This is a genomic window from Amycolatopsis stemonae (genome assembly GCF_054781455.1).
Window position 1 is genome coordinate 943282 of the sequence record NZ_BAAGUJ010000002.1, and the last position, 22821, is coordinate 966102.

Annotated in this window: 24 protein-coding genes; 6 read left to right on the top strand and 18 right to left on the bottom strand. The window is 70.6% G+C overall.

What is annotated here, in order from left to right:
- Positions 1-12: 12 nt before the first annotated feature.
- The 3 genes from ACYVLJ_RS10735 to ACYVLJ_RS10745 form a co-directional block, all read right to left on the bottom strand.
- The gene (locus tag ACYVLJ_RS10735) at positions 13-369 is read right to left on the bottom strand and encodes a hypothetical protein (RefSeq protein WP_451969946.1); all 357 of its coding nucleotides are present in this window, start codon (positions 367-369) and stop codon (positions 13-15) included.
- 26 nt (positions 370-395) lie between these two features.
- A complete protein-coding gene (nagA, locus tag ACYVLJ_RS10740; RefSeq protein ID WP_460438636.1) occupies positions 396-1547 on the bottom strand; it encodes an N-acetylglucosamine-6-phosphate deacetylase in 1152 nt (383 codons plus the stop codon).
- 91 nt (positions 1548-1638) lie between these two features.
- Entirely contained in the window at positions 1639-2211 is a 573-nt protein-coding gene (locus ACYVLJ_RS10745; RefSeq protein WP_163046624.1) for an RNA polymerase sigma factor, read from the bottom strand.
- A 189-nt stretch (positions 2212-2400) separates the two neighbouring features.
- On the opposite strand from ACYVLJ_RS10745, the gene ACYVLJ_RS10750 reads away from it, so the two are divergent.
- The gene (locus ACYVLJ_RS10750; RefSeq protein WP_451969945.1) at positions 2401-2685 is read left to right on the top strand and encodes a YciI family protein; all 285 of its coding nucleotides are present in this window, start codon (positions 2401-2403) and stop codon (positions 2683-2685) included.
- On the opposite strand, the gene ACYVLJ_RS10755 is transcribed toward ACYVLJ_RS10750, so the two are convergent.
- The 6 genes from ACYVLJ_RS10755 to ACYVLJ_RS10780 form a co-directional block, all read right to left on the bottom strand.
- Positions 2680-3669, bottom strand: a complete 990-nt coding sequence (locus ACYVLJ_RS10755) for a PDR/VanB family oxidoreductase (protein ID WP_460438484.1) — start codon at positions 3667-3669, stop codon at positions 2680-2682. The two genes, ACYVLJ_RS10750 and ACYVLJ_RS10755, sit on opposite strands and share 6 nt — an antisense overlap.
- Positions 3666-4523, bottom strand: coding sequence for a metal-dependent hydrolase (locus ACYVLJ_RS10760; RefSeq protein ID WP_451969941.1), 858 nt, complete (start codon positions 4521-4523; stop codon positions 3666-3668). The genes ACYVLJ_RS10755 and ACYVLJ_RS10760 overlap by 4 nt, the downstream gene beginning before the upstream one ends.
- Positions 4520-5992 (bottom strand): flavin-containing monooxygenase, encoded by a 1473-nt coding sequence (locus tag ACYVLJ_RS10765; RefSeq protein ID WP_460438485.1) that lies wholly within the window; start codon positions 5990-5992, stop codon positions 4520-4522. Before ACYVLJ_RS10765 ends, ACYVLJ_RS10760 begins: the two co-directional genes overlap by 4 nt.
- A gap of 81 nt (positions 5993-6073) precedes the next feature.
- Positions 6074-6547 (bottom strand): pyridoxamine 5'-phosphate oxidase family protein, encoded by a 474-nt coding sequence (locus ACYVLJ_RS10770; protein WP_451969938.1) that lies wholly within the window; start codon positions 6545-6547, stop codon positions 6074-6076.
- Positions 6548-6549: 2 nt separating this feature from the next.
- A complete protein-coding gene (locus ACYVLJ_RS10775) occupies positions 6550-7461 on the bottom strand; it encodes an SDR family oxidoreductase (RefSeq protein WP_460438486.1) in 912 nt (303 codons plus the stop codon).
- Positions 7462-7516: 55 nt separating this feature from the next.
- Positions 7517-8443, bottom strand: coding sequence for an aldo/keto reductase (locus ACYVLJ_RS10780; protein WP_460438487.1), 927 nt, complete (start codon positions 8441-8443; stop codon positions 7517-7519).
- A 63-nt stretch (positions 8444-8506) separates the two neighbouring features.
- Here ACYVLJ_RS10780 and ACYVLJ_RS10785 point away from each other — a divergent pair, with 63 nt between their 5' ends.
- A complete protein-coding gene (locus ACYVLJ_RS10785) occupies positions 8507-9331 on the top strand; it encodes an LLM class F420-dependent oxidoreductase (RefSeq protein WP_451969933.1) in 825 nt (274 codons plus the stop codon).
- 152 nt (positions 9332-9483) lie between these two features.
- Positions 9484-10515: a class II fructose-bisphosphate aldolase gene (gene fbaA, locus ACYVLJ_RS10790; protein WP_451969932.1), complete on the top strand. Its 1032-nt coding sequence runs from the start codon at positions 9484-9486 to the stop codon at positions 10513-10515.
- Positions 10516-10594: 79 nt separating this feature from the next.
- Here fbaA and ACYVLJ_RS10795 read toward each other — a convergent pair whose 3' ends face one another.
- Genes ACYVLJ_RS10795 through ACYVLJ_RS10805 form a run of 3 tightly spaced genes read right to left on the bottom strand, consistent with a single transcriptional unit; the run spans position 10595 to position 12465 of the window.
- The gene (locus ACYVLJ_RS10795; RefSeq protein WP_451969930.1) at positions 10595-10999 is read right to left on the bottom strand and encodes a type II toxin-antitoxin system VapC family toxin; all 405 of its coding nucleotides are present in this window, start codon (positions 10997-10999) and stop codon (positions 10595-10597) included.
- Positions 10992-11270, bottom strand: coding sequence for a type II toxin-antitoxin system Phd/YefM family antitoxin (locus tag ACYVLJ_RS10800; RefSeq protein ID WP_460438488.1), 279 nt, complete (start codon positions 11268-11270; stop codon positions 10992-10994). The genes ACYVLJ_RS10795 and ACYVLJ_RS10800 overlap by 8 nt, the downstream gene beginning before the upstream one ends.
- A gap of 22 nt (positions 11271-11292) precedes the next feature.
- On the bottom strand, positions 11293-12465 hold the full coding sequence (locus ACYVLJ_RS10805) for a hypothetical protein (RefSeq protein ID WP_460438489.1): 1173 nt from the start codon (positions 12463-12465) through the stop codon (positions 11293-11295).
- A 231-nt stretch (positions 12466-12696) separates the two neighbouring features.
- On the opposite strand from ACYVLJ_RS10805, the gene ACYVLJ_RS10810 reads away from it, so the two are divergent.
- Positions 12697-13107, top strand: coding sequence for a DUF3151 domain-containing protein (locus ACYVLJ_RS10810; RefSeq protein ID WP_460438490.1), 411 nt, complete (start codon positions 12697-12699; stop codon positions 13105-13107).
- A 71-nt stretch (positions 13108-13178) separates the two neighbouring features.
- Here the strand turns inward: ACYVLJ_RS10810 and ACYVLJ_RS10815 are convergent, their stop codons facing one another.
- A complete protein-coding gene (locus ACYVLJ_RS10815; protein WP_460438491.1) occupies positions 13179-14393 on the bottom strand; it encodes an alpha/beta hydrolase family protein in 1215 nt (404 codons plus the stop codon).
- A gap of 88 nt (positions 14394-14481) precedes the next feature.
- Here ACYVLJ_RS10815 and ACYVLJ_RS10820 point away from each other — a divergent pair, with 88 nt between their 5' ends.
- Complete coding sequence (locus ACYVLJ_RS10820) at positions 14482-15126, top strand: TetR/AcrR family transcriptional regulator (RefSeq protein ID WP_451969923.1); 645 nt, start codon at positions 14482-14484, stop codon at positions 15124-15126.
- Positions 15127-15130: 4 nt separating this feature from the next.
- Here ACYVLJ_RS10820 and ACYVLJ_RS10825 read toward each other — a convergent pair whose 3' ends face one another.
- From ACYVLJ_RS10825 to ACYVLJ_RS10840, 4 genes are all read right to left on the bottom strand, one after another.
- The gene (locus tag ACYVLJ_RS10825) at positions 15131-16234 is read right to left on the bottom strand and encodes a GGDEF domain-containing protein (protein WP_451971932.1); all 1104 of its coding nucleotides are present in this window, start codon (positions 16232-16234) and stop codon (positions 15131-15133) included.
- 381 nt (positions 16235-16615) lie between these two features.
- Positions 16616-17875, bottom strand: coding sequence for an MFS transporter (locus ACYVLJ_RS10830; RefSeq protein WP_460438492.1), 1260 nt, complete (start codon positions 17873-17875; stop codon positions 16616-16618).
- Between the two features lie 306 nt (positions 17876-18181).
- Complete coding sequence (locus tag ACYVLJ_RS10835) at positions 18182-19327, bottom strand: LLM class flavin-dependent oxidoreductase (RefSeq protein ID WP_451969921.1); 1146 nt, start codon at positions 19325-19327, stop codon at positions 18182-18184.
- 137 nt (positions 19328-19464) lie between these two features.
- On the bottom strand, positions 19465-19755 hold the full coding sequence (locus ACYVLJ_RS10840) for a hypothetical protein (protein WP_451969919.1): 291 nt from the start codon (positions 19753-19755) through the stop codon (positions 19465-19467).
- Between the two features lie 185 nt (positions 19756-19940).
- Here ACYVLJ_RS10840 and ACYVLJ_RS10845 point away from each other — a divergent pair, with 185 nt between their 5' ends.
- The gene (locus ACYVLJ_RS10845) at positions 19941-21818 is read left to right on the top strand and encodes an FAD/NAD(P)-binding protein (protein ID WP_460438493.1); all 1878 of its coding nucleotides are present in this window, start codon (positions 19941-19943) and stop codon (positions 21816-21818) included.
- A 60-nt stretch (positions 21819-21878) separates the two neighbouring features.
- On the opposite strand, the gene ACYVLJ_RS10850 is transcribed toward ACYVLJ_RS10845, so the two are convergent.
- On the bottom strand, positions 21879-22772 hold the full coding sequence (locus tag ACYVLJ_RS10850; RefSeq protein WP_460438494.1) for a glycosyl hydrolase family 18 protein: 894 nt from the start codon (positions 22770-22772) through the stop codon (positions 21879-21881).
- Positions 22773-22821: the final 49 nt, after the last annotated feature.

Genomic DNA, 22821 nt, shown 5'->3' on the forward strand with positions numbered 1-22821 from the left:
GCTGAGACCCGTTCAGACCAGCGTGAGCAGGCCCACCACGGACCCCGCGGCCAGGCCCAGCAGGACCGCCAGCAGCAGGATCCAGTACGCGGGCAGCTGCGCCGACGGCCTCGGTGGCGGCGGCGGGGTGTACGCCGTCGGCGCCTCGGCGACCGGGTCCAGTGCCGCCCGCTCGCGCTCCAGCGAGTCCGCGCTCGCGCCGGACAGCAGCCCGTACGCCGACGGCAGCTCGTTGATCGCGCTGGTCGGGACGGCGTCAGTGGCCTGCTCGGGCTCGCGAGCCGACGCAGGCGACGCCGAAGGGGCGAAGACCGCTTGCGCGCGAAGGGCGTCCGCCAGCAGTTGCTCGGGGTCCTTCGGCTCGCTCATCTCCGCCCGTCTCCTCGTGCTCAGACCTAGGTGCTCAAGGTAGCCGTTCCCACCTCGGCGACCCATTCACCCCGGCGCAGCACCTTCGCGGGCCGCAGGTCCTGGTCGAGGACCACGATGTCGGCCGCGTAGCCCTGGCACAGCATGCCGGTGTGGCCGGCGATGCCGAGCAGCTCGGCGGGTCGTTGCGACGTCGCGTGCACCGCGTCGAGGATGCCGAGTTTCGCACCCCGGATGAGATTGCGGAAGGCGGTGTCCATCGTCAGGGTGCTGCCGGCCAGCGAGCCGTTGTCGGCGAGGGTCGCGACGCCGTCGTGGACGTCGACCTCGAGCCGGCCCAGCGTGTAGCGGCCGTCCGCCGCGTCGGTGGCCGACATCGCGTCCGTGATGAGCACCGTGCGGTTGCGGCCCGCGTGCTTCGCGGCCAGCCGCACGACCGTCGGGTGCAGGTGCACCAGGTCGCAGATGAGCTCGATCGTGATGCGCTCGTCGTCCAGCAGCGCCCCGACCGGGCCCGGCTCGCGGTGGTGCAGCGGCCGCATGCCGTTGAACAGGTGGGTCGCGACCGTCGCGCCCGCGTCGATGGCGGGCAGCAGCTGCTCCTCGACGCCGTCGGTGTGCCCGATGGCGGCGATGACGCCCGATTCGGCGAGCTGCCGGACGGCCTTGACGCCGCCGTGCAGCTCGGGGGCGATGGTGACCATCCGGATCGCGCCCTGGCCGGCCCTCAGGAGCTTGTCGACCGTGCCGGTGTCCGGCTCGAGCAGCGTCTCCGGGTCGTGCGCCCCGCAGCGGGCCTTCGAGATGAACGGCCCCTCCAGGTGGATGCCCGCGACCTCGCCGTCCTGGACGAGTTCACGCAGCGCCGCGACCTGCTCACGCAGGATGTCCACCGGGTCGGACACCAGGCTGGCGAGCATGGTCGTGGTGCCGTGACGGCGGTGCGCTCGCACCGCCGTCAGGAGCTCTTCGGGATCGAGGGAGGTGAACGAAGCACCTCCCCCGCCGTGGCAGTGGGTGTCGATGAACCCGGGCACGACCAGTGCCCCGCCGACGTCCACGTACTCGCCCGACGGCGGGGTCCCGGAACCCACGCCGGCGATCCGCCCGTCGGTGACGGCCACCCAGCCGTCGTCGAGTAGACGGTCCGGGGTTGCGACCCGGCCGCCCATGATCACGAAATCTCCGGCGCCTCTCACGCCCCCCAGCATATATTGGTCTGGACCAAGCATGGTGATACGACTCAGTGATCGGAATGGTCCACCCGGGTCACTGTGGGGCCTGCATGGCCTTCTGGAGTGCCTCGAGAGCCCGGCTGGCGGTCGATTTAACGGTACCCTTGGAAATGCCTGCGGCCTCAGAGATTTCGGCCTCGCTCAGCCCACCGTAGTAACGCAGCACCAGCACTTCGCGCTGGCGGGGCGGCAGCTTGGACAGCGCGCTGACCACGGCCTGGTGCTCGCTGGACAGCATCGCGAGGCTCTCGGCGGACCGCGCGTTGACCGCGTGCGGCGGCACGTACTCCCGCGCGGTCTTGCGGCGGCGCAGCACGCTGCGCGACCCGTTGACCACGGCGGTGCGCAGGTAGCCGACCGCGGCGGCGGCGTCGCGCAGGCGGCCCCAGTTGCGATGCAGGCCGGTGAAGGCCTCCTGGACGACGTCTTCCGCGGTCGCGGGCTCGTCGACCAGCAGGATCGCCAGCCGGACCAGCCGCATGCGGTGCTGGCGGTAGAGGTCTTCGAGGGTCAGCGGCGCGGCTGTCTGAGCCGGTGCCGGACCGTCCATGACCCGCAGGTGGCCGAGGGTCGCCTCGACACTGCGTTCCGCATTGCCCTCGAGCATGAACCCCTGCCTGTTCTCGACCCCGGTTTGCACGGTGTGCCGCGTCAGCAGGTTCACGGTATTCACAGCGCTCACACAGGTACTGACGCACGCCTAGCCTATCGGGTTGGCCCCGCGTCGCCAGAGTTCGGATGCTGGGACACAGGGTAGCGTCGGTCGCGTCCCGCCCGTCCGAGCACGGAGATCCGCATGGCCTGGTACCTCGTCGAAATCACCTACGTCCAGGAGAAGCTCCAGGAGGTGCGGCCGCGCCACCGCGAGTTCCTGGGCAAGCTGGCCGAGGAGGGCCGGGTCGCGGTCGCCGGGCCGCTCGGCGACGGCACCGGCGGCCTCACGCTCTACCAGGCCGACGACGAAGCGCACCTCAAGGAGACGATCGACCGGGACCCGTACTTCCTGGAGGGCGTCATCGCCGAGCGGAGCGTCCGCGAGTTCAAGCCGGTGATCGGCGCCTGGGTCCCCGAGGGGTCATAGGTCGAGCACCGTGGTGCCGCGGTCGACGCAGATCCGCATGGACCCGCCGCCGGCCGTCGGCACCGCGCACGTCCCGCAGAAGCCCTGGCGGCACGAGTACGCCGTACCCGGCCGCGCTTCGCGGAGGACGTCGAGGGCGGTCCGGTCGCCCGGAACCTCGAGCACCCGACCCGACCTGCGCAAAGTCAGCCGGAACGGCTCGCCTGCGACGATCGGCGGCGGTGCGAACCGCTCGAAGTGCACCGCGCCCGAGGTCAGCGCCAGGTCGACGCGGACACCGCTGATCATCGGCGCCGGGCCGCAGCAGTACACCGAGGCGCCCTCCGGCAGGCCGTCGAGCAGTTCGGCGCCCGACGCCGGGATGCCGTACTCGGTGTCCGGGCGGATCCGGACGCGGTCGTCGTCCGGCAGTTCGTCCAGGAACGGCATCGACGCGCGGCTGCGGCCGGCGTAGACCAGCCGCCAGTCCGCGCCGATGGCCTCCGCGCGGTGGACCATCGGCAGGATCGGGGTGATCCCGATGCCACCCGCGATGAACCAGAACGGTCCCGGGCCGACGAAGGGGAACGCCGTCCGCGGCCCGCGCACGGTGACCCGCGTGCCCGCCGTGAGGGCGTGGACCTCGGCCGACGCGACGCCGACCTTCCGCACCGCGATGCGGTAATGGTCCGTTTCGGACGGGTCGCCGCACAGCGAATACTGCCGCACCAGCCCGGACGGCAGCACGAGGTCGAGGTGCGCGCCCGGCCGCCAGCCCGGCAACGCCGACCCGTTCGCGAGGCGCAGGCCGACCACGCCCTCGGCCTCGGGTTCGACGGATTCGACCACCAGCGGCAGGTTCCGGTCCACCGCCCGCACCGGCGGACGGCGTTTCCCGCTGAAGCGCGACAGCCGGCGGTAAACGCCCACGACACCGACCAAAGTGGACATCAGGTGGTCGGTCCGGCCGCTGCCGTCCAGCCGGGCGGGCCGGCCGAGCGTCATCCCGCCGCCCGGGCGGCGGGTGAGCTCGCCAGGTAGGCCACGGCCTGTTCGGTGTTCCCGGTCTCCGCCGGGTGGTAGGACTTCCGGAAGTACGGCCGGATTTCGCGCAGCAGCTGACGTCCGGTCGGCAGCAGCCCCCGCTTCGCCGCCCGGCGGTACCCGCGCAGGGACGCGCGGCCCGGGCGGGTCGGGTCGTTGCGCACCAGGTAGCGCGTGCCGCGGGCGAAGACCCACGCCAGCACCGGCGTCACGGCCGCCATGCTGCGCACCCGGCGCGTGTACCGGCCGTCGAGGTGCACGAACAGGTCGAACGCGACCGACCGGTGCTCGACCTCTTCGGCGCCGTGCCAGCGCAGCAGGTCGAGCATCACCGGGTCGGCGCCGGCGTCCTCCAGCGGCGCGTCGAGCACCCACTGGCCGAGGAACGCCGTGTAGTGCTCGATCGCGGCGATGATGCCGAGCCGTTCGACCAGCCACTCCTCCGCGGCCCGCCCGGTCAGGTCGCGGTCGCCGAGCAGCTTCCGGAACAGCCACTCCATCTGCGCGACGAACGGCCGCACCGGCACGCCGGCGGCTTCGAGGTGCGCCGCGGCACCGTCGTGCGCCTCGGCGTGCACCGCCTCCTGCCCGATGAAGCCGAGGACGTCCTCCTTGAGCCGGTCGTCCCGGATCAGCGGCACCGCCTGCTTGAACACCTCGACGAACCAGCGCTCGCCCTCCGGCAGCGCCAGGTGCAGCACGTTGATGGTGTGCGTGGCCTGCGGCTCGCCGGGGATCCAGTGCATCGGCAGCGCCGCCCAGTCGAACTTCACGTCCCGCGCGTGCAGGACGATCTGCTCGTCCGGGGAAGTCATGACGAGCGCCCGGACAGCTCGTAGTCGGCCGGGTCGACCTTGCGCGTCTCGAGCCAGTAGCGCCAGGTGAAGCCGGGCCAGATCGTCCGGTTGACGCCCTTCGCGTCGAGGTACCAGCTCTTGCAGCCGCCCTGCGTCCAGACGCCCTTGACGAGCTTGTCCTGGATCTCCTGCTGGAACCTGTCCTGCACGCCGGGCCGGACGTCGAGCGCGGCCGCGTCGCGGGAGTCGGCGAGCTTGATCGCGTCGACGACGTACTTCGCCTGCGACTCGATCATGAACACCACGGAGTTGTGGCCCAGCGCGGTGTTCGGCCCGAGCAGGAAGAACAGGTTCGGGAAGCCGGACACGGTGATGCCCTTGTGCGTCCGCATGCCCTCGGCGGCCCACTCCTTGGCCAGGTCACGGCCGTCGACGCCGGTGATGTCGAGGTACTCCAGCGCGTCGGTCACCTTGAAGCCGGTGCCGTAGACGATCGCGTCGACCTCGTGCTCGGCGCCCGCCGCGTCGACGATCGAGTGCGCCTTGACCTCCTTGATGCCGGACGTGTTCACGTCGACGTTCGGCCGGTTCAGCGCCGGGTAGTAGTCGTTGGAGATCAGGACGCGCTTGCAGCCCATCGTGTAGTCCGGCGTGACCTTCTTGCGCAGCACGGGATCCTTGACGCCCTTGGCGATGTGCCGCTTCGCGATCAGCTCACCGGCCTTCATGATCGCCGGGTGGCCGTTGAAGCCGACGGCGCGGACCTCGAGGAACCAGTACAGCGCGTTGCGGTAGAGCCGCTGGGTGCCGGGCACGCGCTTGAACAGCTGCTGCGCCCACGACGGCATCGCGTGGTCGGGTTTCGGCATGATCCACGGCGGCGTCCGCTGGAAGAGCGTCAGCTCGGCGACGTCGGGGGCGATCTTCGGGACGAACTGGATCGCGCTGGCGCCGGTGCCGACCACGGCGATCTTCTTGCCGCGCAGGTCATACTCGTGGTTCCACTGCGCGGAGTGCCAGGTCTGGCCCTTGAACTTCGCGATCCCGGGCAGTTCGGGGACCTGCGGGATGTGCAGGCCCCCGACGCCGGAGACGAGGAACTGCGCGACGAACTCGCGGCCGTCCTTCGTCGTCGCCGTCCAGCGGCGCTCGCCTTCGTCCCAGTGGGCGCCGGTGAGCTCGACGCCGAACCGGATCTTCTCGCGCAGCCGGTACTTGTCCGCGACGCCCTTGAGGTACTCGAAGATCTCCGGCTGCGGCGAGAACGACCGCGACCAGTCCGGGTTCTGCTCGTAGGAGAACGAGTACATGTGCGACTGCACGTCGCACGCGCACCCGGGGTACGAGTTGTCGCGCCAGGTGCCGCCCACCTCGCCGGCCTTCTCCAGGATCACGTAGTCCCGGATGCCGGCCTTTTCGAGCTGGATCGCCTGGCCGAGCCCGGAGAACCCGGTGCCCACGATCACGACCTTGAACCGCTCGGTCATCTGTCGGCCTCCGCTGCGTCGAGTTGGCTGCCCAGATGACGTTACCTCAGGTAACAGTTACTTGGAAGTACTCCCTACTGGTTAGTACGTCCCACCGAGCTTGGTGTGGTCCCAGCTGACGATCTTCGTCGGGTGGAAGATCAGCCCGATGCGTTTCGGGGCCTGACCTGCGATGAAGGCACTCAGCTCATCGGGAACCGGGTCGCCGGGCTTGGCGCCGGCGTAGCGCTGCATGAGCGTGATCCCCATCCGGGTGACTTCCGCCGTGTCCTCGACGAGCTGGACGTCGGCCTCGAGGGAGACGCCGCGCAGCTTTTCGTAGCTGTCGCCGTCCTCGATGAGCACGGTCGCCTCGGGCAGCCGCCGGAGGTTCTTCGCCTTCTGCGACGTGCCGTACGTCCAGGTCGCGACGCCGTCTTCGTGCGGGAAGTACCAGAGCGGCGCGAGGTGCGGCCGGCCGTTCGGGCCGACGCTGGCGACGTTGATGACCTTCTGCTCGGCGAAGTACGCGCGCACTTCGTCCTCGGTCATCCGGATCTGGTCGCGACGGGACATGCTCACCCCTTGGTGGCGGCCCGGCCGCCGTGGCCGGTGACCGCCGACTCGAACGCGCCGCGGGCCTCGATGTCGGCCAGCGCGGCCCTGTCCGCCGAAGGTACCCGGCTGCGCGACCCGATCTCGATGATCGGCGGCAAGAACGCGCGGAGGAGCTTCAGCCCGCCGACCCAGCGCGGCACGTGGATGGTCCGGGCGCGCTTGAGGATGCCCGCTTCGAGGTCGTCGAGGGCGACGTCGAGCGGGTAGGTCTTGCCGATCAGGCCCGGCATCGACGCGCGGAGCTTGCCGAACACCGGGTGCGCGTCGGCGCTCTCGACGAGGTCGGTGCGGATCCACGTCGGGTGCGCGACGCCGACCTTGACGCCCAGGTGGGCGACCTCGGCGCGGAGGCTGTTGGAGAACGCTTCGACGCCCGCCTTCGCGGCGGCGTAGTTCGCCATGCCCGGCGCGTGCGTGATCGCGGCGAGGCTGGAGATGGCCAGCAGGTAGCCCTTGCGCTCGATGACGTGCGGGAGCGTGACGCGGAACGTGCGCCAGACGCCGAGCAGGTCGACTTCGATGACCTTCTCGAACGCGGCCCGGTCGACCGAGCGGACGAAGCCCGCGGTCGCGATGCCGGCGTTGGCGATCACGATGTCGATGCCGCCGAAGTGCTCGACCACGCCGGTCACTGCGTCATTGAGGGCGTCCCAGCTGGTGACGTCGGCTTCCCAGGCTTTCGCGTCGGGCCCGATCCGGTCAGCGACCTTCTGCTGCTCTTCGGCTTCGAGTCCGACGAGGGCGACCTTCGCGCCGCGCGCGGCCAGGCGTTCGGCCAGCCCGGCGCCGATGCCGCGGGCGGCGCCGGTGATCAGCACGACCTTGCCGTCGACCTTCTTGGTGCCGCTCAGCAGCGAAAACGGGTTGGCCACGGTGCCCTCCTAGATGTCACTTGAGGGCACCGTACCCCACCTTACCCGCAGTAAGCTACCCGACAGTAGGGTCACTTTCACGGGAAAGCGCCGCTAGTTCTTCCGGAGTCAGGTCGAGGGTCACCGACGCGATCAGGTCGGTGAGCTGCTCGGGCGTGCGGGCGCTGGCGATCGGGGCCGCGACGGTCGGCTGCTGCCGCAGCCAGGCGAGCGCCACCGTGGCGACGGACGCGCCGCGCGCCTCCGCCACCTCGTCCAGCGCCGCGAGCACGCGCTCGCCGTCGCCGTCCAAATAGGACTCCGCCCGGGTGGCGCGCGGGCTGTCGCTCCCGGCGCCCTTCGTGCGGTACTTCCCGGTGAGAAAGCCCTTGGCCAGCGCGAAGTACGGCAGGGTGGCGAGACCCTCGCGTGCGACGAGCGGGGCGAGGTCACGCTCGTAGTCGCGCTCGACGAGGTTGTAGTGCGGCTGCAGCACGGCGAACCGAGCGAGCCCGTTCCGGTCCGAAACGGACAGGGCTTCGGCGAGCCGTTCGGCGCTGTAGTTGGACGCGCCGAGGTGGCGCACCTTGCCCGCGCGGACCAGCGCGTCGAACGCTTGGAGCGTTTCCTCGAGCGGGGTGCCCGGGTCGTCGCGGTGGGCGTAGTAGAGGTCGATGTGGTCGGTCTTGAGGCGGCGCAGCGAGTCCTCCGCCGCGGCCTGGATGTTCTTCGCGGACAGCCCCGGCCGGCCGTCCCACATGCCGACCTTGGTCGCGACCACGACGTCGTCGCGGTTGCCGCGCGCGGCCAGCCAGTTGCCGAGGATCTCTTCGGAGCCGCCACCACCGCCGTAGAGGTCGGCGGTGTCGACGAAGTTGCCGCCGGCCGCGGTGTAGGCGTCCAGCACGGCGAAGGACTGCGGCTCGTCGGCCGTCCAGCCGAAGACGTTGCCGCCGAGGTTGAGGCCGTAGACGTCGAGATCGGTGTTGCCCAGCTTGGTCATGCCATCGACGTTAGTTTGTCGGTACCGGGAGGAAAATCGCCGTCTCACGCGTTGGAGTGTTCCATGGCTATCGAACTGGGCAAGCTCGGAATCTGGCGGTACCACGCGAACGTCGACGCGAAGTTCGCGACGGAAGCGGAGAAGCTCGGCTACGGCGCGATCTGGCTGGGCGGTTCGCCCGGCGCCGGCGACCTCGACTCCGTCGACGACCTGCTCGCGGCGACGGACTCGCTGGTCATCGCGACCGGCATCGTGAACATCTGGCAGGACGACCCGGCGTCGATCGCGAAGGTGTACGAGCGGATCGCGGGCAAGTACCCGGACCGCTTCCTGCTCGGCGTCGGCGCGGGCCACCGCGAAGCGACAAAGGAGTACAAGAAGCCGTACGCGGCCCTGGTCGACTACCTCGACGGGCTGGACAAGGCGGGCGTCCCCGTCGGCGGGCGGGCGTTGGCGGCGCTCGGGCCGAAGGTGGTGGCGTTGTCGGGCGAGCGCACGGCCGGCGCGCACCCGTACCTGACGACCCCGGAGCACACGCGCGACACCCGCGGGATCCTCGGCGCGGGCAAGCTGCTGGCCCCGGAGCACAAGGTGGTCCTGTCGACGGACGCCGCCGAGGCGCGGGCGATCGGCCGCACCACGGTCAAGTACTACCTCGGGCTGTCGAACTACGTCGCCAACCTGCGGAAACTCGGCTTCACCGACGCCGACCTGGAGGGCGAGGGCAGCGACCGCCTGATCGACGCGCTGGCGTTGCACGGCGACGCGGCAACGGTCGCGCGCGGGCTGTCGGCCCACCTCGACGCGGGCGCGGACCAGGTCGTCGTCCAGGTCCTGAACGAGGACCCGTGGCCCGGCTACCGGGCGCTGGCCGCCGAGCTGCTGTGATCCCCGTCCGGCCGCCGGCTCGCCCGGCGGCCGGACGTCCCCTTCTGAACCGATTCGACGTGCGGAGAAGTTTCCGTGCGGGGACCGGTGTGCGACGGCGGTACACCTCGTACGATGCGGTCGGGACCCATCCCTGCCAAGGAGGAATACCGATGCCCATCGCGACCCCCGAGGTCTACGCGGAGATGCTCGACCGGGCCAAGGCGAACGAGTTCGCGTACCCGGCCATCAACGTGACCTCGTCCGAGACCGTGAACGCCGCCATCCGCGGGTTCGCCGAGGCGGAGAGCGACGGGATCATCCAGTTCTCCACCGGTGGTGCGGAGTTCGCGTCCGGCCAGAAGGTCAAGGACATGGTGACCGGCGCGACCGCGCTCGCGGAGTTCGCCCAGGTCGTGGCCGCGAAGTACGACGTCAACGTCGCGCTGCACACCGACCACTGCCCGAAGGACAAGCTGGACGGCTTCGTCCGCCCGCTGCTGGAGATCTCGACCGAGCGCGTCAAGAACGGCCAGAACCCGCTGTTCCAGTCCCACATGTGGGACGGGTCGGCGATCGACCTCGACGAAAACCTCGAGATCGCGCAGGAGCTGCTCGCCAAGGCCGCGGCCGCGCACATCATCCTCGAGGTCGAGATCGGCGTCGTCGGCGGCGAGGAAGACGGCGTCGCGCACGACATCAACGAGAAGCTCTACACCGCCGAAGGCGACTTCCTGAAGACGATCGACGCGCTGGGCGCGGGCGAGAAGGGCCGCTACCTGCTGGCGGCGACCTTCGGCAACGTCCACGGCGTGTACAAGCCGGGCAACGTGAAGCTGCGCCCGGACGTCCTGAAGGGCGGCCAGGAGGCGGCGGCGAAGAAGCTGGGCCTGCCCGCGGGCTCGAAGCCGTTCGAGCTGGTCTTCCACGGCGGCTCGGGCTCGCTCCCGGAGGAGATCCGCGAGGCGGTGTCGTACGGCGTGGTGAAGATGAACGTCGACACGGACACGCAGTACGCGTTCACCCGCCCGATCGTCGACCACTTCTTCAAGAACTACGACGGCGTCCTGAAGATCGACGGCGAGGTCGGCAACAAGAAGGTCTACGACCCCCGGTCGTACCTGAAGGCCGCGGAGGCCGGCATGGCCCAGCGCGTGGTCGAGGCCTGCCAGGCCCTCGGCTCGGCGGGCACGAAGGTCAAGTAGGACACCACGAAGGGCCGCCACGGTGTTCCGTGGCGGCCCTTCGTCGTGTGCGGGACGTGTCGCCTCGTCGAGGCCCGGTTCAGACCTCGACGACTTCCAGCAGGGACTCCAAGCCCTTGAAGTCGCGGGCATTGCGTGTGTAGAGGGGAAGATTCCGCACCGAGGCGATCGCGGCGATCATCAGGTCCAGCCGTCGTGGCCGGGGCGAGCGGCCCGCGGCGATCGTCAAGGCGACCAGGGTTCCGTATCGCGCCGCGGCTTCTCCGTCGAAGGGCAACGGGGTGAACTCGACGATCGCCGCGCCCAGGTGCTCGTTGCGCACCGCACGCACCGCGGGGTCCGCCGTCGTGACGACGCCCTGGTGGAGTTCCGCCATCGTGACCGCGGTGATCTCCGGAAATTCCGGGAGCGCCTTCGGGTCCAGGGTGTCGAGGTCGATGTAGGTGCAGGTGTCGAGCACCCCGGCTGCGTGCCGCTCAGCCACGCTCGCGTTCCCACGGGTTGTCGTCGTCGCCGATCCGGTCCTCGCCGAACAGCTCGTCGGCTTCCCGTCGCAGCGCCCCCGCGTCCACCTTGGGCAGCCGCTTGTGCCGTTCGACCAGCTCTTCCGCGGTGAACCGCGGCAGGCGCGGCACCGGGCGCAGCTCGGCGATCTCCACGCCGTTGCGAGCGACGTGGAACGTCTCGCCCGCTTCGACCGCGTCCATGACCGCGGCCGAGTTGTTGCGGAACTCCCGCTGGCTGATCACCTTCACGAGTCGAGTGTAGCGCGTCGTGCTACGCGGTTACCCGCCTCGCGGACCACCGGCGCGTAGCCGGACCGGCCGCCGCCCACAGCACGAACACCCCGGCCAGCACCACCAAGGCCGTCCAGTACGCCACGGGCGGGGCCGACTCCGTGTGCGCGTCGCCGAGTACCCACGGCCGGAACTGCGCCTGCAGCCACAGCCCGCCGTAGCCGAACGCCGTCACCAGCAAGGCTCCCGCGCCCGCCTGCAGCACCCCCGTGCCCATCGTGAACGCCAAGTCCACCGCCAGCCCGACGAGCAGCAGGTAGAACGGCACCGTCGACACCGGGAAGCCCAGCCCGAGCAGCAGGGGCCACATCACGGACCGATAAGCGACATAAGCCAGGGCCACCAGGGAAGCCGACCAGCGGCGGCCCAGCGTGTGCCGGGCCAGGGCCAGGATCAGCGCCGAAACCCCGATGCCCCACAGCGGGTACACCCACTCCGGGATCGGCATCGTGAAGTGCAGGATCGCCGCGCGGTCGACCGGGTGGCCGATCTGGTTGGCCGCGAAGGTCAGCAGCGACGGCTCGGCCTCCGGGGCGCCGCGCTCCCAGGCGCGCAGGCCCAGGATGCCGTACTCCTGCTGGCCGTTCGGGAAGAACGTGTTCTCGAGGAAGAACGCCCACAGCGCCAGCAGCACGCCCGTCCGGAAGCGCCCCGGGGGCGACAGCCGGACCCAGCCCAGCAGCACGCCCGCCTGCATGATGCCCGTGCCCAGGTAGAGCATCATGTGGGACGGGCTCCACGCGGTCAGGTCGAGGCCGTTGACGCGGTGGTTGATGACGTCCAGCGGCGCCGCGACCAGGAACGTCAGCAGACCGACCTGCATCAGCCGCAGCGACGTCCGGTCGCAGCCCAGGCCCGTGTAGCTGTGGATCGCCACCAGCACGACGATGATCACCGTGCCGACGGTGTTGATCAGGTGCGGCGGCGCCAGGTCGTCGCGCAGCCACATGAAGTGCCACGACATGTCCCACGACGAGCCGAGCAGCTTGAACGCGAATGCCGCCAGCCACATCCCGTAGCAGAACCGCAGGACCCACTCCGGCGTCGGCTGCCCGGGGGCGCCGCGGTGCCAGTGCCGCGAGAAGAACAGCCGCGTCTTGCCGATCGGGCTGCGCGGGATCACGTCCGCCGGGACGTCGACTGCCTTGGCCATGCCGGACATCATGGCCGGTCATGGTCACGAGCGGGCCAAGACAGTGGCAAAGGACGCGAAAATGGGGTGTCACCCCTAAGGGTGGACGATTTGCCTTCACCGTGCGCGGCTTGGCATGGTGTGCCGCCATGATGCCGAAACGACTTGTGGCCGCTGTCCTGATCGGCGCGCTGGTGCTGGCCGGCGGCGGTGTGCTCGGGGCCCTGTTCCTCTGAAGGCAGAATGGGCGCCATGACGCACAACCTGCTCGGCCCCGAGCCGACGCTGCTGCCCGAGCACACCGCCGCCCAGGCCGCGCTCGACGCCGGGAGCGACCCGGCGACCGTCGCCGCCGAACACCCCGACTACAGCGAGGCGTGGGCCACGCTGGCCGAGAAGGCCCTGGACGCGGGCGAGACCGTCGCCGCCTACGCGTACGCCCGCACCGGCTACCACCGGGGTCTCGACCAGCTGCGCCGCGCCGGCTGGAAGGGCTTCGGCCCGGTGCCGTGGGCGCACCGCCCGAACCGGGGGTTCCTGCGCGCCCTCGCCGTCCTGGGCAAGGCCGCCGGGAAGATCGGCGAAACCGAGGAGTACGACCGCTGCCGCACGTTCCTCGCCGACTCCGACCCCGCCGCCGCGGAAGCCACCGGCCTGAAGTGAAACCCGGCGTCGCGAGTGTTCAGGGCGGATCTAACCCGCCCTGAACACTCACGACAAGCCGCGGCAGACCCTCAGAAGAGGCCGCAGTTGCTGACTGCCGGGAGGCCGGCGAAGCGGCCTTCGATCCAGGCGAACGCCTCCGGGTACGCGCGCACGGCGGTGAGCACGTGCGTGGGCACCAGGGACGTGCTGAACTGCACCTTCACGCCCTTGCCGCACCACGTCCGGCCCAGGTCGCGGTCCTGCGCGTAGGGCACGATGTCGTCGAGTGCGCTGTGGACGATCAGCACCGGCGCCGTCGGCTTGAGCGTCCCGATCTTCTGCTCGGCCACCCGGGACGCGTACGGCTCCTCACCGAGGTACGCGACGAGCGAGCGGCCGTCGGTGGTCAGCGTCGACGACTGCGTGAACGCGTGCGCGGCGATCGCCTCCACCGTGCACTCGGTCCGGACCTGCTCGAACAGCTGCTTGCCCCGTGCGTTGAGCAGGGCCGGGATGTTCAGCTCCGGGTACGCGTAGTTCATGCTCACCAGCGCGAACCCGAGGAAGCCGACCGCGTAGTGGCCGTCGAGGTTCTTCGCCACCGACGCCAGGTCGGCCGGCACCGCGCCGGCGTACGCGCCCTTCAGGTTCAACTCCGGCGCGTAGCTCGGCTGCAGCTCCGCCGCGGCGGCCGACGCGCCACCGCCCTGGGAGTAGCCCGCGATCGCGACCGGGCCGTCGGGCGGCAGACCCGCCTCCGGCAGCCGCTGCGCCGCGCGGATCGCGTCGAGCACGGCGTGGCCCTCCGACGCGCGGTTGACGTACGTGTGGTCTCCCGGCGTGCCGAGTCCTTCGTAGTCGGTCACGACGACGCCGTAGCCCCGCGCCAGGAGCCCGGCGATGAACGGGCCCTCGTACTCGAAGCCCGCGGCAAGCGCTTTCGACGGCGCGCAGTCGTCGCCTTCGCCCTGCGTGCCGACGGCGTAGGAGACGATCGGCCGCACGCCGGTGCCGTGCCAGGCCGAGCGCGGGGTCAGCACCGTGCCGGTGACGGCGATCGGCGAGCCGTGCGTGTCGGTGCTGCGGTACATGATCCGCTGCACGTCCGCGTCGGCCTTGATCAGCTGGACCGGGTCGATGTAGAACGTCGACGCCTCGTGCCGGATGACGTCGCCGTTGCTCCCGGCCGGGAGCGGTGACGGGGGGTCGTAGAAGGACGCCGCGGAGGCGCCGGGAGCCACCAGGGCCAGTACCGAAACCGTGGCGACCGCCGCGGAGAGGGCGCGGCGAGAGAAGATACGCATGCTTGCTCCTCGTTGAGCAGGACTAGTGCGCGGGGAACACCTTTTCAGACAGAGGTGTCGGAAAAAGAATCAGGTGAGGTGGGTCACCATGTCAAGCCCGGCGCCGCGCGGACGTCCGCGCAAGCTCCCGGTCGGGGAGCAGCGCGCCCGCGTGCTGCACGCGACCGCGAAGGTCGTCGCGCAGCACGGGATGCAGGGCGCGACGATCGAGCAGATCGCCCGCGAAGCCGGCGTCTCGCGCCAGGCGGTCTACGAGCAGTTCGGCGACCGCGCGACGCTGTTCGCCGAGGTCGTGGCCGAAACCGAGGAGCAGGCCTTCGCCGCCATCGCGAGCCCGGCCGTGACCGACCTCCAGCCCGGTCTCCGGGCCTGGGCGCGGGCCAACTACGCCAACATGGTCACGTTCGTCGCCGACAGCCCCGAGGCCTACGGCGTACTCCGGGCGGCGGAGCGCGCGGGCGACCCCGCTCTCACCCGGTTGAGGGAGAGACTGGCGGTCGTCTACGCCGACGCCGCCCGCAAGCGGTGGGCCGCGCACGGCATCGATTCGGGCCGCGCCGACCGCGCGCTCGTCACGCTCTTCTTCGCGATGACGGAGTCACTGGTGCAGGCGACTTGGGACGGCGAGCCGCCGGACCAGGAAGCCCTGATCGACCTGCTCACCGAATTCACGGTCGGCGGCGTCGCCCGCCTCCAGACGAAGGCGAGCGACGTCATCGACCGGCTGCGGTGAGGCGCTAAGCCGCGGCCATCAGCGCCGCGGACCCGACCACCCGGTTGCGGCCGCCGTGCTTGGCGGCGTAGACGGCCGCGTCGGCCGAGGCCATCACTTCCTCGATCGACGACCCGTCGAGCGGGTAGGAGGCGACGCCGATCGACGCGGTCTGGCGTTCGATGTCGACAGCCGCGCCTTCGTTGGTCTTCGTGCTGATGACCAGCTCGCTGACCCGCTGCCGGATCCGCTCCGCCGTGACGATGGCGTCCTCCTTGGAGGTCGCGGGCAGCAGGGCGACGAACTCCTCGCCGCCGAACCGGCCGACCAGGTCGTGGGCGCGCGTCTCCTGCTTGACCACGGCGGCGACCGCCTTGAGCACGTCGTCCCCCGCGAGGTGCCCGTAGGTGTCGTTGATCCGCTTGAAGTGGTCGAGGTCGATCATCATGGCGCCGAAGGTGCCGGCTTCCCGCTCGGCGCGCGAGATCTCCCGTTGTGCTCCGTCCTGCCAGGTCGTGGCGTTGAGCAGCTGGGTCTTCTGGTCGGTGGTCGCGAGCTCCTCGAGCCGCTTGATGAGCATGGACCGCTGCAGCACGTACAGCGGCAGGATGACCAGCACCGACAGCAGCGGCTCGTCGGTCAGCACCATCACCAGCAGCCCGCCGACGCACAGGGTGGCCAGCTCCAGCAGGTTGTCGTCCATGTTCCCCAGGCACCCCTCCACCGTGGCGTTCGCCTGGTTGGCCAGGTAGAGGCCGAGGCTGGTGAGGAGGGCGTTGACGACGAAGTAGATGGCCACCGCGAGGCACACGGTCGGCACGCTGATCTGCGGTGAGACGAGCACCGCGAGCCCGGCGGTGCACGCCGACAGGCTGGCGGTCGTGGCGTTGGCCGCGACGCGGTGGGGCTGCCCGGGGCGGGTGCCCGACCAGCTGCGCAGCGCCATGTTGACGTACAGCGACACGCTGAGCAGGGCGACCAGCTGCGCGGGCAGCAGCAGGCCGGCCGGGATGAGCCAGACCGACGTCATGTTGACGTGGGAGGTTTCGTTCAGGCTGCGCCGGGCACGCTCGATGCGGCGGCTGATCTCGTTCTGCGCGACGGCCAGCCCCAGCAGCAGGCCGAACATGCCGAACTGGTCAGGAGTGGCCGGAGTCGTGAAAGCCGCGGCGACCGCCCACGTGACCGCCGCGGTGATGGCGGTCAGGGTGAGCGCGATCCAGCGTGGCGGTCGCCGCCACAGCGCCCAGTCGGCAACACCAAAAATCAGGCCTTGTCCAGATCGTTCCCCCGATGTGACCATTTTTCCCCCAAGCTCTTGCGCTGTAGCGCGGTGACAACCCACTCACGGACAGTTTCAGCCCGTTTGCCTCCTGTCCACAAGGGCTTTCGGTGTGTACCTTTTTCCTGACGCCGGATGAAGGGTGACCAGCGATGCGAACCAGAGACCAGTAGCAGGGCGCACCGCAAGGTCGCGAGGTCTAGTACACCCGCGCGTGGAGCACGTGGTTCAGGCGTGCTCGGCGCGCGGGGCTTCGTCGTTCACGGGTTTGGAACGGTCCGCGTTCAGGGATCGGTACCACGCCAGGGCGAGCGGCGCCGTGAGTATCAATCCGGCAACGCCGAAGATGCCGACGGTCGTCTGCGCCCCCACGAGGTCGGTCAGGACCCCGCCGATGAGCGGGCTGATGCCGAGCATCGTCGTCAAGCCCGTGTTGGACAGCCCCATCGTCTGCGCGCGGTTCTCGTCCGGCACCGCTAGCGTGAGCGACGCCGTCGCCTGCAGCAGCGCGACCGAGCCGAACGCGCCGGACAGGACGAACAGGACGATCGACACCCACGGGTTCGGCTGCGCGAAGCCGACGAGCATCGGCACCGCGCACAGCGCCGACAGCGGGCCGATCAGCTTCGGCCGGGCGGCGGCCGGCACCCACCGCGTGAAGACGAACGTGCCGATCACACTGCCCACCGGGTCGGCCGCGAGCAGGAGCCCGACGAGCTCGGGTCCGCCGCCCGCCGAGGAGACGTACGGCGCGGCGATCCCCTCGTAGACCGGCAACAGGCCCATCAGCCAGGTGAACAGCACGAGGGCCCGCAGCGCGGGGTTGGCGAACGCCACCCGGCTGCCGGTGCCGACCATGGCGAAGAAGGACTTCCGCTTCTCGGCGTTCGCGGCCGGCGGCCGGGCCCGCACCCCGAACCGGACGAAGGCGGCGGAGAGCAGGAACGTGGCCGCGTCGAGCACCAGCGCGAGGTGCGGGTCGAGGGCCAGCAGCAGCGCGCCGCCGCCGGCGAACCCGAGCAGCTGCGCCGACTGCACGGTCATGCTGCGCACGCCCATGCCGACGACGAACCGGTCGCCCTCGAGGATCTGCGGCAGCAGCGCGAGCTGCGCGGCCTTGAACGGCGGGTTCAGCAGCGAGACGGCGGCGACCAGGACGCAGACCGCCCAGAACGGCAGCGCGGGGATGGCGACGAGCAGGATCAGGGCGGCCCGCAGCAGGTCGACCGTGACCATCACCGTGCGGCGCGAGAACCGGTCGGCGAGGCCGGTCAGGAAGATGCCGCCGATCAGCGACGGAGCGAACGTCAGCGCGTAGGTGAGGCCGGTCAGCGTGGCGGACCCGGTGACGGTGAAGACGAGGATGGACAGCGCGACCCGCGCCAGCTGGTCGCCGGCGATCGACAGCAGTTCCCCGAACCACAGCGCCCGGAACTCCGCGATCCCGAACACCTCGCGGAACGTGACGCGATCCCGCGGTGCTGCCATGCGCTATCTCCCGACCTCATCGTGCAGACCGTGACCCCCGGCGACGATACGTCCGGTCGGTCATGAGGCAGTCACGGTACGTGAGTTACCTCAGCCAGTGTCCCGTGACGGTTGGTAAATCTCTAGGTTCTTTCGCCGGTATCCAAGGTGTCACGGACGTGTCCTGAACGGGTCAGACGATAGCCCGCAGTGTCTGACCGGTCGCCCAGGAGTCACTAATGGATCATTCCGTACCCCTTGGCGGAGGACCAGAGGCAAAAGTAGCCACCTCGCGTTCGCGAGGTGGCTACCGGGAGAAGAGCGGGATCAGCCGTCGACGGCGAGGGCGTCCTCCGCGGGGGTCCGGGTGCGCCCGGCGGCCCGCTCGGCGTCGCGCTTGGCCACCTCTTCCCGCACGATCGGGATGACGTAGCGGCCGAAGTCGATCGTGTCGCCGAGCATGTCGTAGCCGCGGGCCGAGAGGATCTCGACGCCGAGGTCGTAGTAGTCCAGCAGGGCCTGCGCGACCGTTTCCGGCGTGCCGACCAGCGCGTTCGAGTTGCCGGCGCCGCCGGTCGCGGCCGCCGTCGGGGTCCACAGCGCGCGGTCGAACCGCTCGCCCTGGGCCGCCAGCGCCAGGAGCCGCTGCGAGCCGGTGTTTTCGGGCTCCGTGAGCTTGTGCCGCCGGGTCAGCGGCTGCCCGCCCTTCGTGCGGTCCTTGATCGCCCCGACGGTCGCGTACGCCTTCTCCCAGGCCAGCTCCTCGGTCGGCGCGATGATCGGCCGGAACGCGACCTGGATCCGCGGCACGTCCGTGCGGCCGGCCGCCGCCGCGGCCGCCTTGACGGACTCGATCTGCTCCGCGGTCTGGGCCAGCGGCTCGCCCCAGAGGCAGAAGATGTCCGCTTCGGCCCCTCCGGCGGCGTACGCGGCGGGCGAAGAGCCGCCGAAGGAGACGTCCGGACGCGGCTTCTGCACCGGCTTGACGTCGCTGACGTAGTCGGCGAAGCGGTAGTACTGGCCTTCGAAGTCGAACGGCTCGTCCGACGTCCAGGCCTTCTTGATGATCTGGATGGCCTCGCGCGTCCGGCCGTAGCGCTCGTCCTTCGTGAGGTAGTCGCCCTCGCGTTGCTGCTCGTGGTCGTTGCCGCCGGTGATGAAGTGCACCGTGAGGCGGCCGTCGGAGATCTGGTCGAGTGTCGCGAACGTCTTCGCCGCGAACGTCGGGTACGAGACGTTCGGGCGGTGCGCGAGCAGGATCTGCAGCTTGTCGAGCTTGGTGGCGACGTAGGCCGCGGCCTGCGCCGGGTCGGGCGAGCCGGAGCCGTAGGCGAACAGCACCCGGTCCCAGCCGAAGTCCTCGTGCGCGCGGGCCAGGCGCAGCGTGTACTCCTTGTCGAACACCCCGCCGGAGCGGGCGTGCGTCTCGGACCCGTCGTGCGTGCCCCCGATGCCCAGGAACTCGACCGGCATTCCGTCCTCCATCCATGCCCCCACCGCCGCCCTCAACGGAGGCGCTGCGCGCCGCTGGCCAAAACCTTCTCTCGCCTCGGTACTCCCAGAACTACGCCCGTGACGCGGGCGCGGCAACGAAGTCCGCAGGGTGGAACTCACCGCCGCCGGCGTTCGATCACCTCGATCGACGCGCGCACCTGGTCGAAGGTCGGCGGGGCGGCGCGGTTGAACACGACGGTCAGGGACCGGCGCGGGATGATGACGAACTCGACGTCGACCCCGGCCGCTTCCGCGGCCGCCTCGACGACGTCCCGCCAGTGCGCCGGGTCGATCCCCCCGGGGTCGGCCCATTCGTGTGCGAAGATCGCCCAGTTGCCCCTGAGCAGGGTGCCGACGACGTCCTGCGCGGTGTGGACGCGGTGCGGCGGGCCGATCTCAGCCGTCACGTCTTCGCAGTGCGAGTGGTGCCGAGAAGGCCCGGGCGCCTAGGTGGACGAAGGTCAAATCCGCTCCTCCCGCCGGTGTGCCGAAGGCATTCGGCGCCGCGCGGTGGACTGTTTGGTTTTATTCCCGGAATTCCGGAGTATGGGACGGACGCCCTGGTCGGGAGCCCCGGCGTAGCTTCGGCCGCATGGCCGAGCGCGCGCCGTTCACCCTCGCTGTCGTGGGCGCCGGACCCCGGGGGGTCGGCGTCCTCGAGCGGCTCGGCGCGAACGCGGACCTGCTGGGCGGCCGCCCGCTCGAGGTGCACCTGATCGACCCGTTCCCGCCGGGGCCCGGCCGGGTGTGGCGCTACGACCAGTCGCCGTTGCTGCGGATGAACTCCATGCCCGAGGACGTCACGATGTTCACCGACGAGTCGGTGAAGATGGCCGGCCCGGTGCGCCGCGGGCCGACACTGCTGGAGTGGGCGCGCCAGGTGCGTGGCGGCGAGCTCGACGCGGAAGTGCCGCCGGACGTCGTCGCCGAGCTGGCCGCGCTGGACAGCTTCGACTTCCCGACCCGGCGGCTGCAGAGCGCCTACCTGACGTGGGTCTACCGGAAGGTCCTCGGCGACCTGCCCGGGGACGTCGGCGTCGTCGAGCACGCGGCGCGCGCGACCGGGGTCGACGAATGCGTGGTGAGCCTGTCCGACGGTTCGTCGGTGCGCGCCGACGCCGTCGTGTTCACCGTCGGGCACCTCGACGCGGAACCGGACGACCGCGAGCGCGAGCTGGCGACGTTCGCCGCGCGGCACGGGCTCGCGCACTACCCGGCCGGGTACACCGCCGACGTCGACTACTCCGGCATCGCGCCGGGCGAAACCGTGCTGGTGCGCGGGTTCGGGCTGGCGTTCGTCGACCTGATGCTGCTGCTGACCGAGGGCCGCGGTGGCCGGTTCGAGGAGCTCGACGGCGGCGGCCTGCGCTACCACCCGAGCGGCGCCGAGCCGGTGCTGCACGTCGGCTCGCGGCGCGGAGTCCCGTACCACGCGAAGATTGGCTACCGGCTGCGCGGGAAACCGTTGCGGCTGCCCAGGTTCTTCGACGCCTACGCCATGGACGAGCTCGACGGCGCGGCCCTCGACTTCCGCGCGGACGTCTGGCCGCTGATCGCCAAGGAGCTGGCCTGGGGCTACTACAGCGAGCTGTTCACCGGCCACCCGGACCGGGTGCGCCTGGACTTCGCCGTGTTCGCCGACGCCTTCGCCGACCTGGCGTGGGACTCGCCGGGCATGCGCGACCTCGTCGCGCGGGCGGTGCCCGCCGACGCCGACCGCCTCGACCTCGACCGCCTGGACCGGCCCCTGCACGGCCGCGAGTTCGGCTCGGCGGAGGAGTTCGGCAAGGAGCTGCGGGAGTACGTCGAGGCCGACCTCGCGCGCCGGGCGGACCAGGGGTTCAGCGCCGACCTGGGCGCGTTCATGGCGTTGCTCTCGGTGTACGGCCAGCTGCCGACTTTGGTCCAAAAAGGACGATTGGACGCGGCGTCACAGGTGTCCGACATGGACGGCTGGTTCCACGGGTTCTTTTCCTACTACGCCAGCGGTCCGCCGCCGCGCCGCCTCGAAGAACTGCTGGCGCTGCACGAAGCCGGCGTGGTTTCCTTCGCCGGTGCGGACATGCGGGTGACGGCGGAGCACGGCGTCTTCGCGGCGTCCAGCGCGAGCTTCCCGGGCACGGTCACGGCACGGACGCTGGTCGAGGCGCGGCTGCCCGGGCCGAGCGTGACCCGCGCGGCCGACGGCTTGCTGCGGCAGCTGCGTGACGCGGGTCAGCTGGCCGAAGAAACGGTGGCCGACCCGGTGTCCGGCGCGCTGCTGCCGTCGGGCCGGATCCACACGCGGGTGTCGGACTCGCGCCTGCTGGACGGCGCGGGCCGCCCGCACCCGCGCCGCTTCGCCGTGGGACCGCACACGAGCGCCCGCTCGGCGGCGGCGTTCACGCGACCGCGGACGAACGCGTTGTCCTTCCGCCAGAACGACGCCGTGGCGCGGGAGATCCTGGCCCTGGTCAACCCGCCCGGCTGACGAGCTCGCGGGGATCCGGATTTCGTCGCCCACCACGGCTTTCGCGGCGCCGACCGCCGGTCAGCCCGTCACGACCGGGGCGATCTGCTGCGTCCACTGCTGCGGCGCCGACGTCCCGCCGGGCAGGGAGTTGAAGTACTCCCAGCCGTCGATCCCGCCGAAGTCGGCGTACTCGCCCTTGAGGCTGCGCACGGTCGACTGGAGGGTCGACATGGCGACGTAACCACTGCAGTTGGCCGGGTTGGTGACGGTCCCGGCGACGACCTTGCTCGCCGGCACGATCCCGCGGCGGATGATGCTGTCGTAGCCGGACGTGCTGGAGAGCGAGCCCCAGCCGCAGTAGAACTGGGTGTTGAACCAGGAGATCTGGCCGCCGCGGTCGCGGTAGAGCGCGTCGTAGTCGAGGCCCGAGAGCCCACCGCCGCCGCTCAGCTCGGTCGCCACCGGGGCGAGCGTGACCAGGAACGAGCTGCCGAAGTCGGCGCGCAGGGCGTCGATGACCTTGGTGAGGGCCGTGTTCGACATGTGCTCCTCGACGTCGAGGTCGATGCCGGAGAGCGAGTACGTCCGGATCAGGTTCCGCAGCAACGGGTAGTAGGTGTCGAACTGCGTTTCGAGCCGCTGGAAGCTGCCCGCGGCGGCCCCGCCGACGAAGGCGAGGACGTGCACGCCCTGGCCGCGCAGCGTGGCGAGGTCCTGCCACATCCTCGTGAACTTGCTCGCGTCCGGCGGATCGTCGTTGAGGTGCACGACGCTGTTGGCGTCGAGGTGAACGGCCCCGACGACGACATCCGTGGCCCCGGCGTCCCGCAGCGGCAGCGGCGAGACGTAGGCGGAGCCGTTGTAGATGGTCTGGTAGTAGACGACAACCCTGCGCCCGGCGGCGGCCGAAGCCGGCACCGCACCCGAAATCATCAGCACCAAGGCCACGAAGGCCACGCCGATCCTCCGCATGGTCCAGACCATACGTCGCGGAGGGTGGTGGGGAAAGCACGCACCGTCG

Coding starts and splice junctions, on each gene's coding strand:
- ACYVLJ_RS10735 (WP_451969946.1), bottom strand. CDS start 369: ATGAGCGAGCCGAAGGACCCCGAGCAACTGCTGGCGGACGCCCTTCGC.
- ACYVLJ_RS10745 (WP_163046624.1), bottom strand. CDS start 2,211: ATGCTCGAGGGCAATGCGGAACGCAGTGTCGAGGCGACCCTCGGCCAC.
- ACYVLJ_RS10750 (WP_451969945.1), top strand. CDS start 2,401: ATGGCCTGGTACCTCGTCGAAATCACCTACGTCCAGGAGAAGCTCCAG.
- ACYVLJ_RS10755 (WP_460438484.1), bottom strand. CDS start 3,669: ATGACGCTCGGCCGGCCCGCCCGGCTGGACGGCAGCGGCCGGACCGAC.
- ACYVLJ_RS10760 (WP_451969941.1), bottom strand. CDS start 4,523: ATGACTTCCCCGGACGAGCAGATCGTCCTGCACGCGCGGGACGTGAAG.
- ACYVLJ_RS10765 (WP_460438485.1), bottom strand. CDS start 5,992: ATGACCGAGCGGTTCAAGGTCGTGATCGTGGGCACCGGGTTCTCCGGG.
- ACYVLJ_RS10770 (WP_451969938.1), bottom strand. CDS start 6,547: ATGTCCCGTCGCGACCAGATCCGGATGACCGAGGACGAAGTGCGCGCG.
- ACYVLJ_RS10780 (WP_460438487.1), bottom strand. CDS start 8,443: ATGACCAAGCTGGGCAACACCGATCTCGACGTCTACGGCCTCAACCTC.
- ACYVLJ_RS10785 (WP_451969933.1), top strand. CDS start 8,507: ATGGCTATCGAACTGGGCAAGCTCGGAATCTGGCGGTACCACGCGAAC.
- fbaA (WP_451969932.1), top strand. CDS start 9,484: ATGCCCATCGCGACCCCCGAGGTCTACGCGGAGATGCTCGACCGGGCC.
- ACYVLJ_RS10805 (WP_460438489.1), bottom strand. CDS start 12,465: ATGGCCAAGGCAGTCGACGTCCCGGCGGACGTGATCCCGCGCAGCCCG.
- ACYVLJ_RS10810 (WP_460438490.1), top strand. CDS start 12,697: ATGACGCACAACCTGCTCGGCCCCGAGCCGACGCTGCTGCCCGAGCAC.
- ACYVLJ_RS10815 (WP_460438491.1), bottom strand. CDS start 14,393: ATGCGTATCTTCTCTCGCCGCGCCCTCTCCGCGGCGGTCGCCACGGTT.
- ACYVLJ_RS10820 (WP_451969923.1), top strand. CDS start 14,482: ATGTCAAGCCCGGCGCCGCGCGGACGTCCGCGCAAGCTCCCGGTCGGG.
- ACYVLJ_RS10825 (WP_451971932.1), bottom strand. CDS start 16,234: ATGTTCGGCCTGCTGCTGGGGCTGGCCGTCGCGCAGAACGAGATCAGC.
- ACYVLJ_RS10830 (WP_460438492.1), bottom strand. CDS start 17,875: ATGGCAGCACCGCGGGATCGCGTCACGTTCCGCGAGGTGTTCGGGATC.
- ACYVLJ_RS10835 (WP_451969921.1), bottom strand. CDS start 19,327: ATGCCGGTCGAGTTCCTGGGCATCGGGGGCACGCACGACGGGTCCGAG.
- ACYVLJ_RS10845 (WP_460438493.1), top strand. CDS start 19,941: ATGGCCGAGCGCGCGCCGTTCACCCTCGCTGTCGTGGGCGCCGGACCC.
- ACYVLJ_RS10850 (WP_460438494.1), bottom strand. CDS start 22,772: ATGCGGAGGATCGGCGTGGCCTTCGTGGCCTTGGTGCTGATGATTTCG.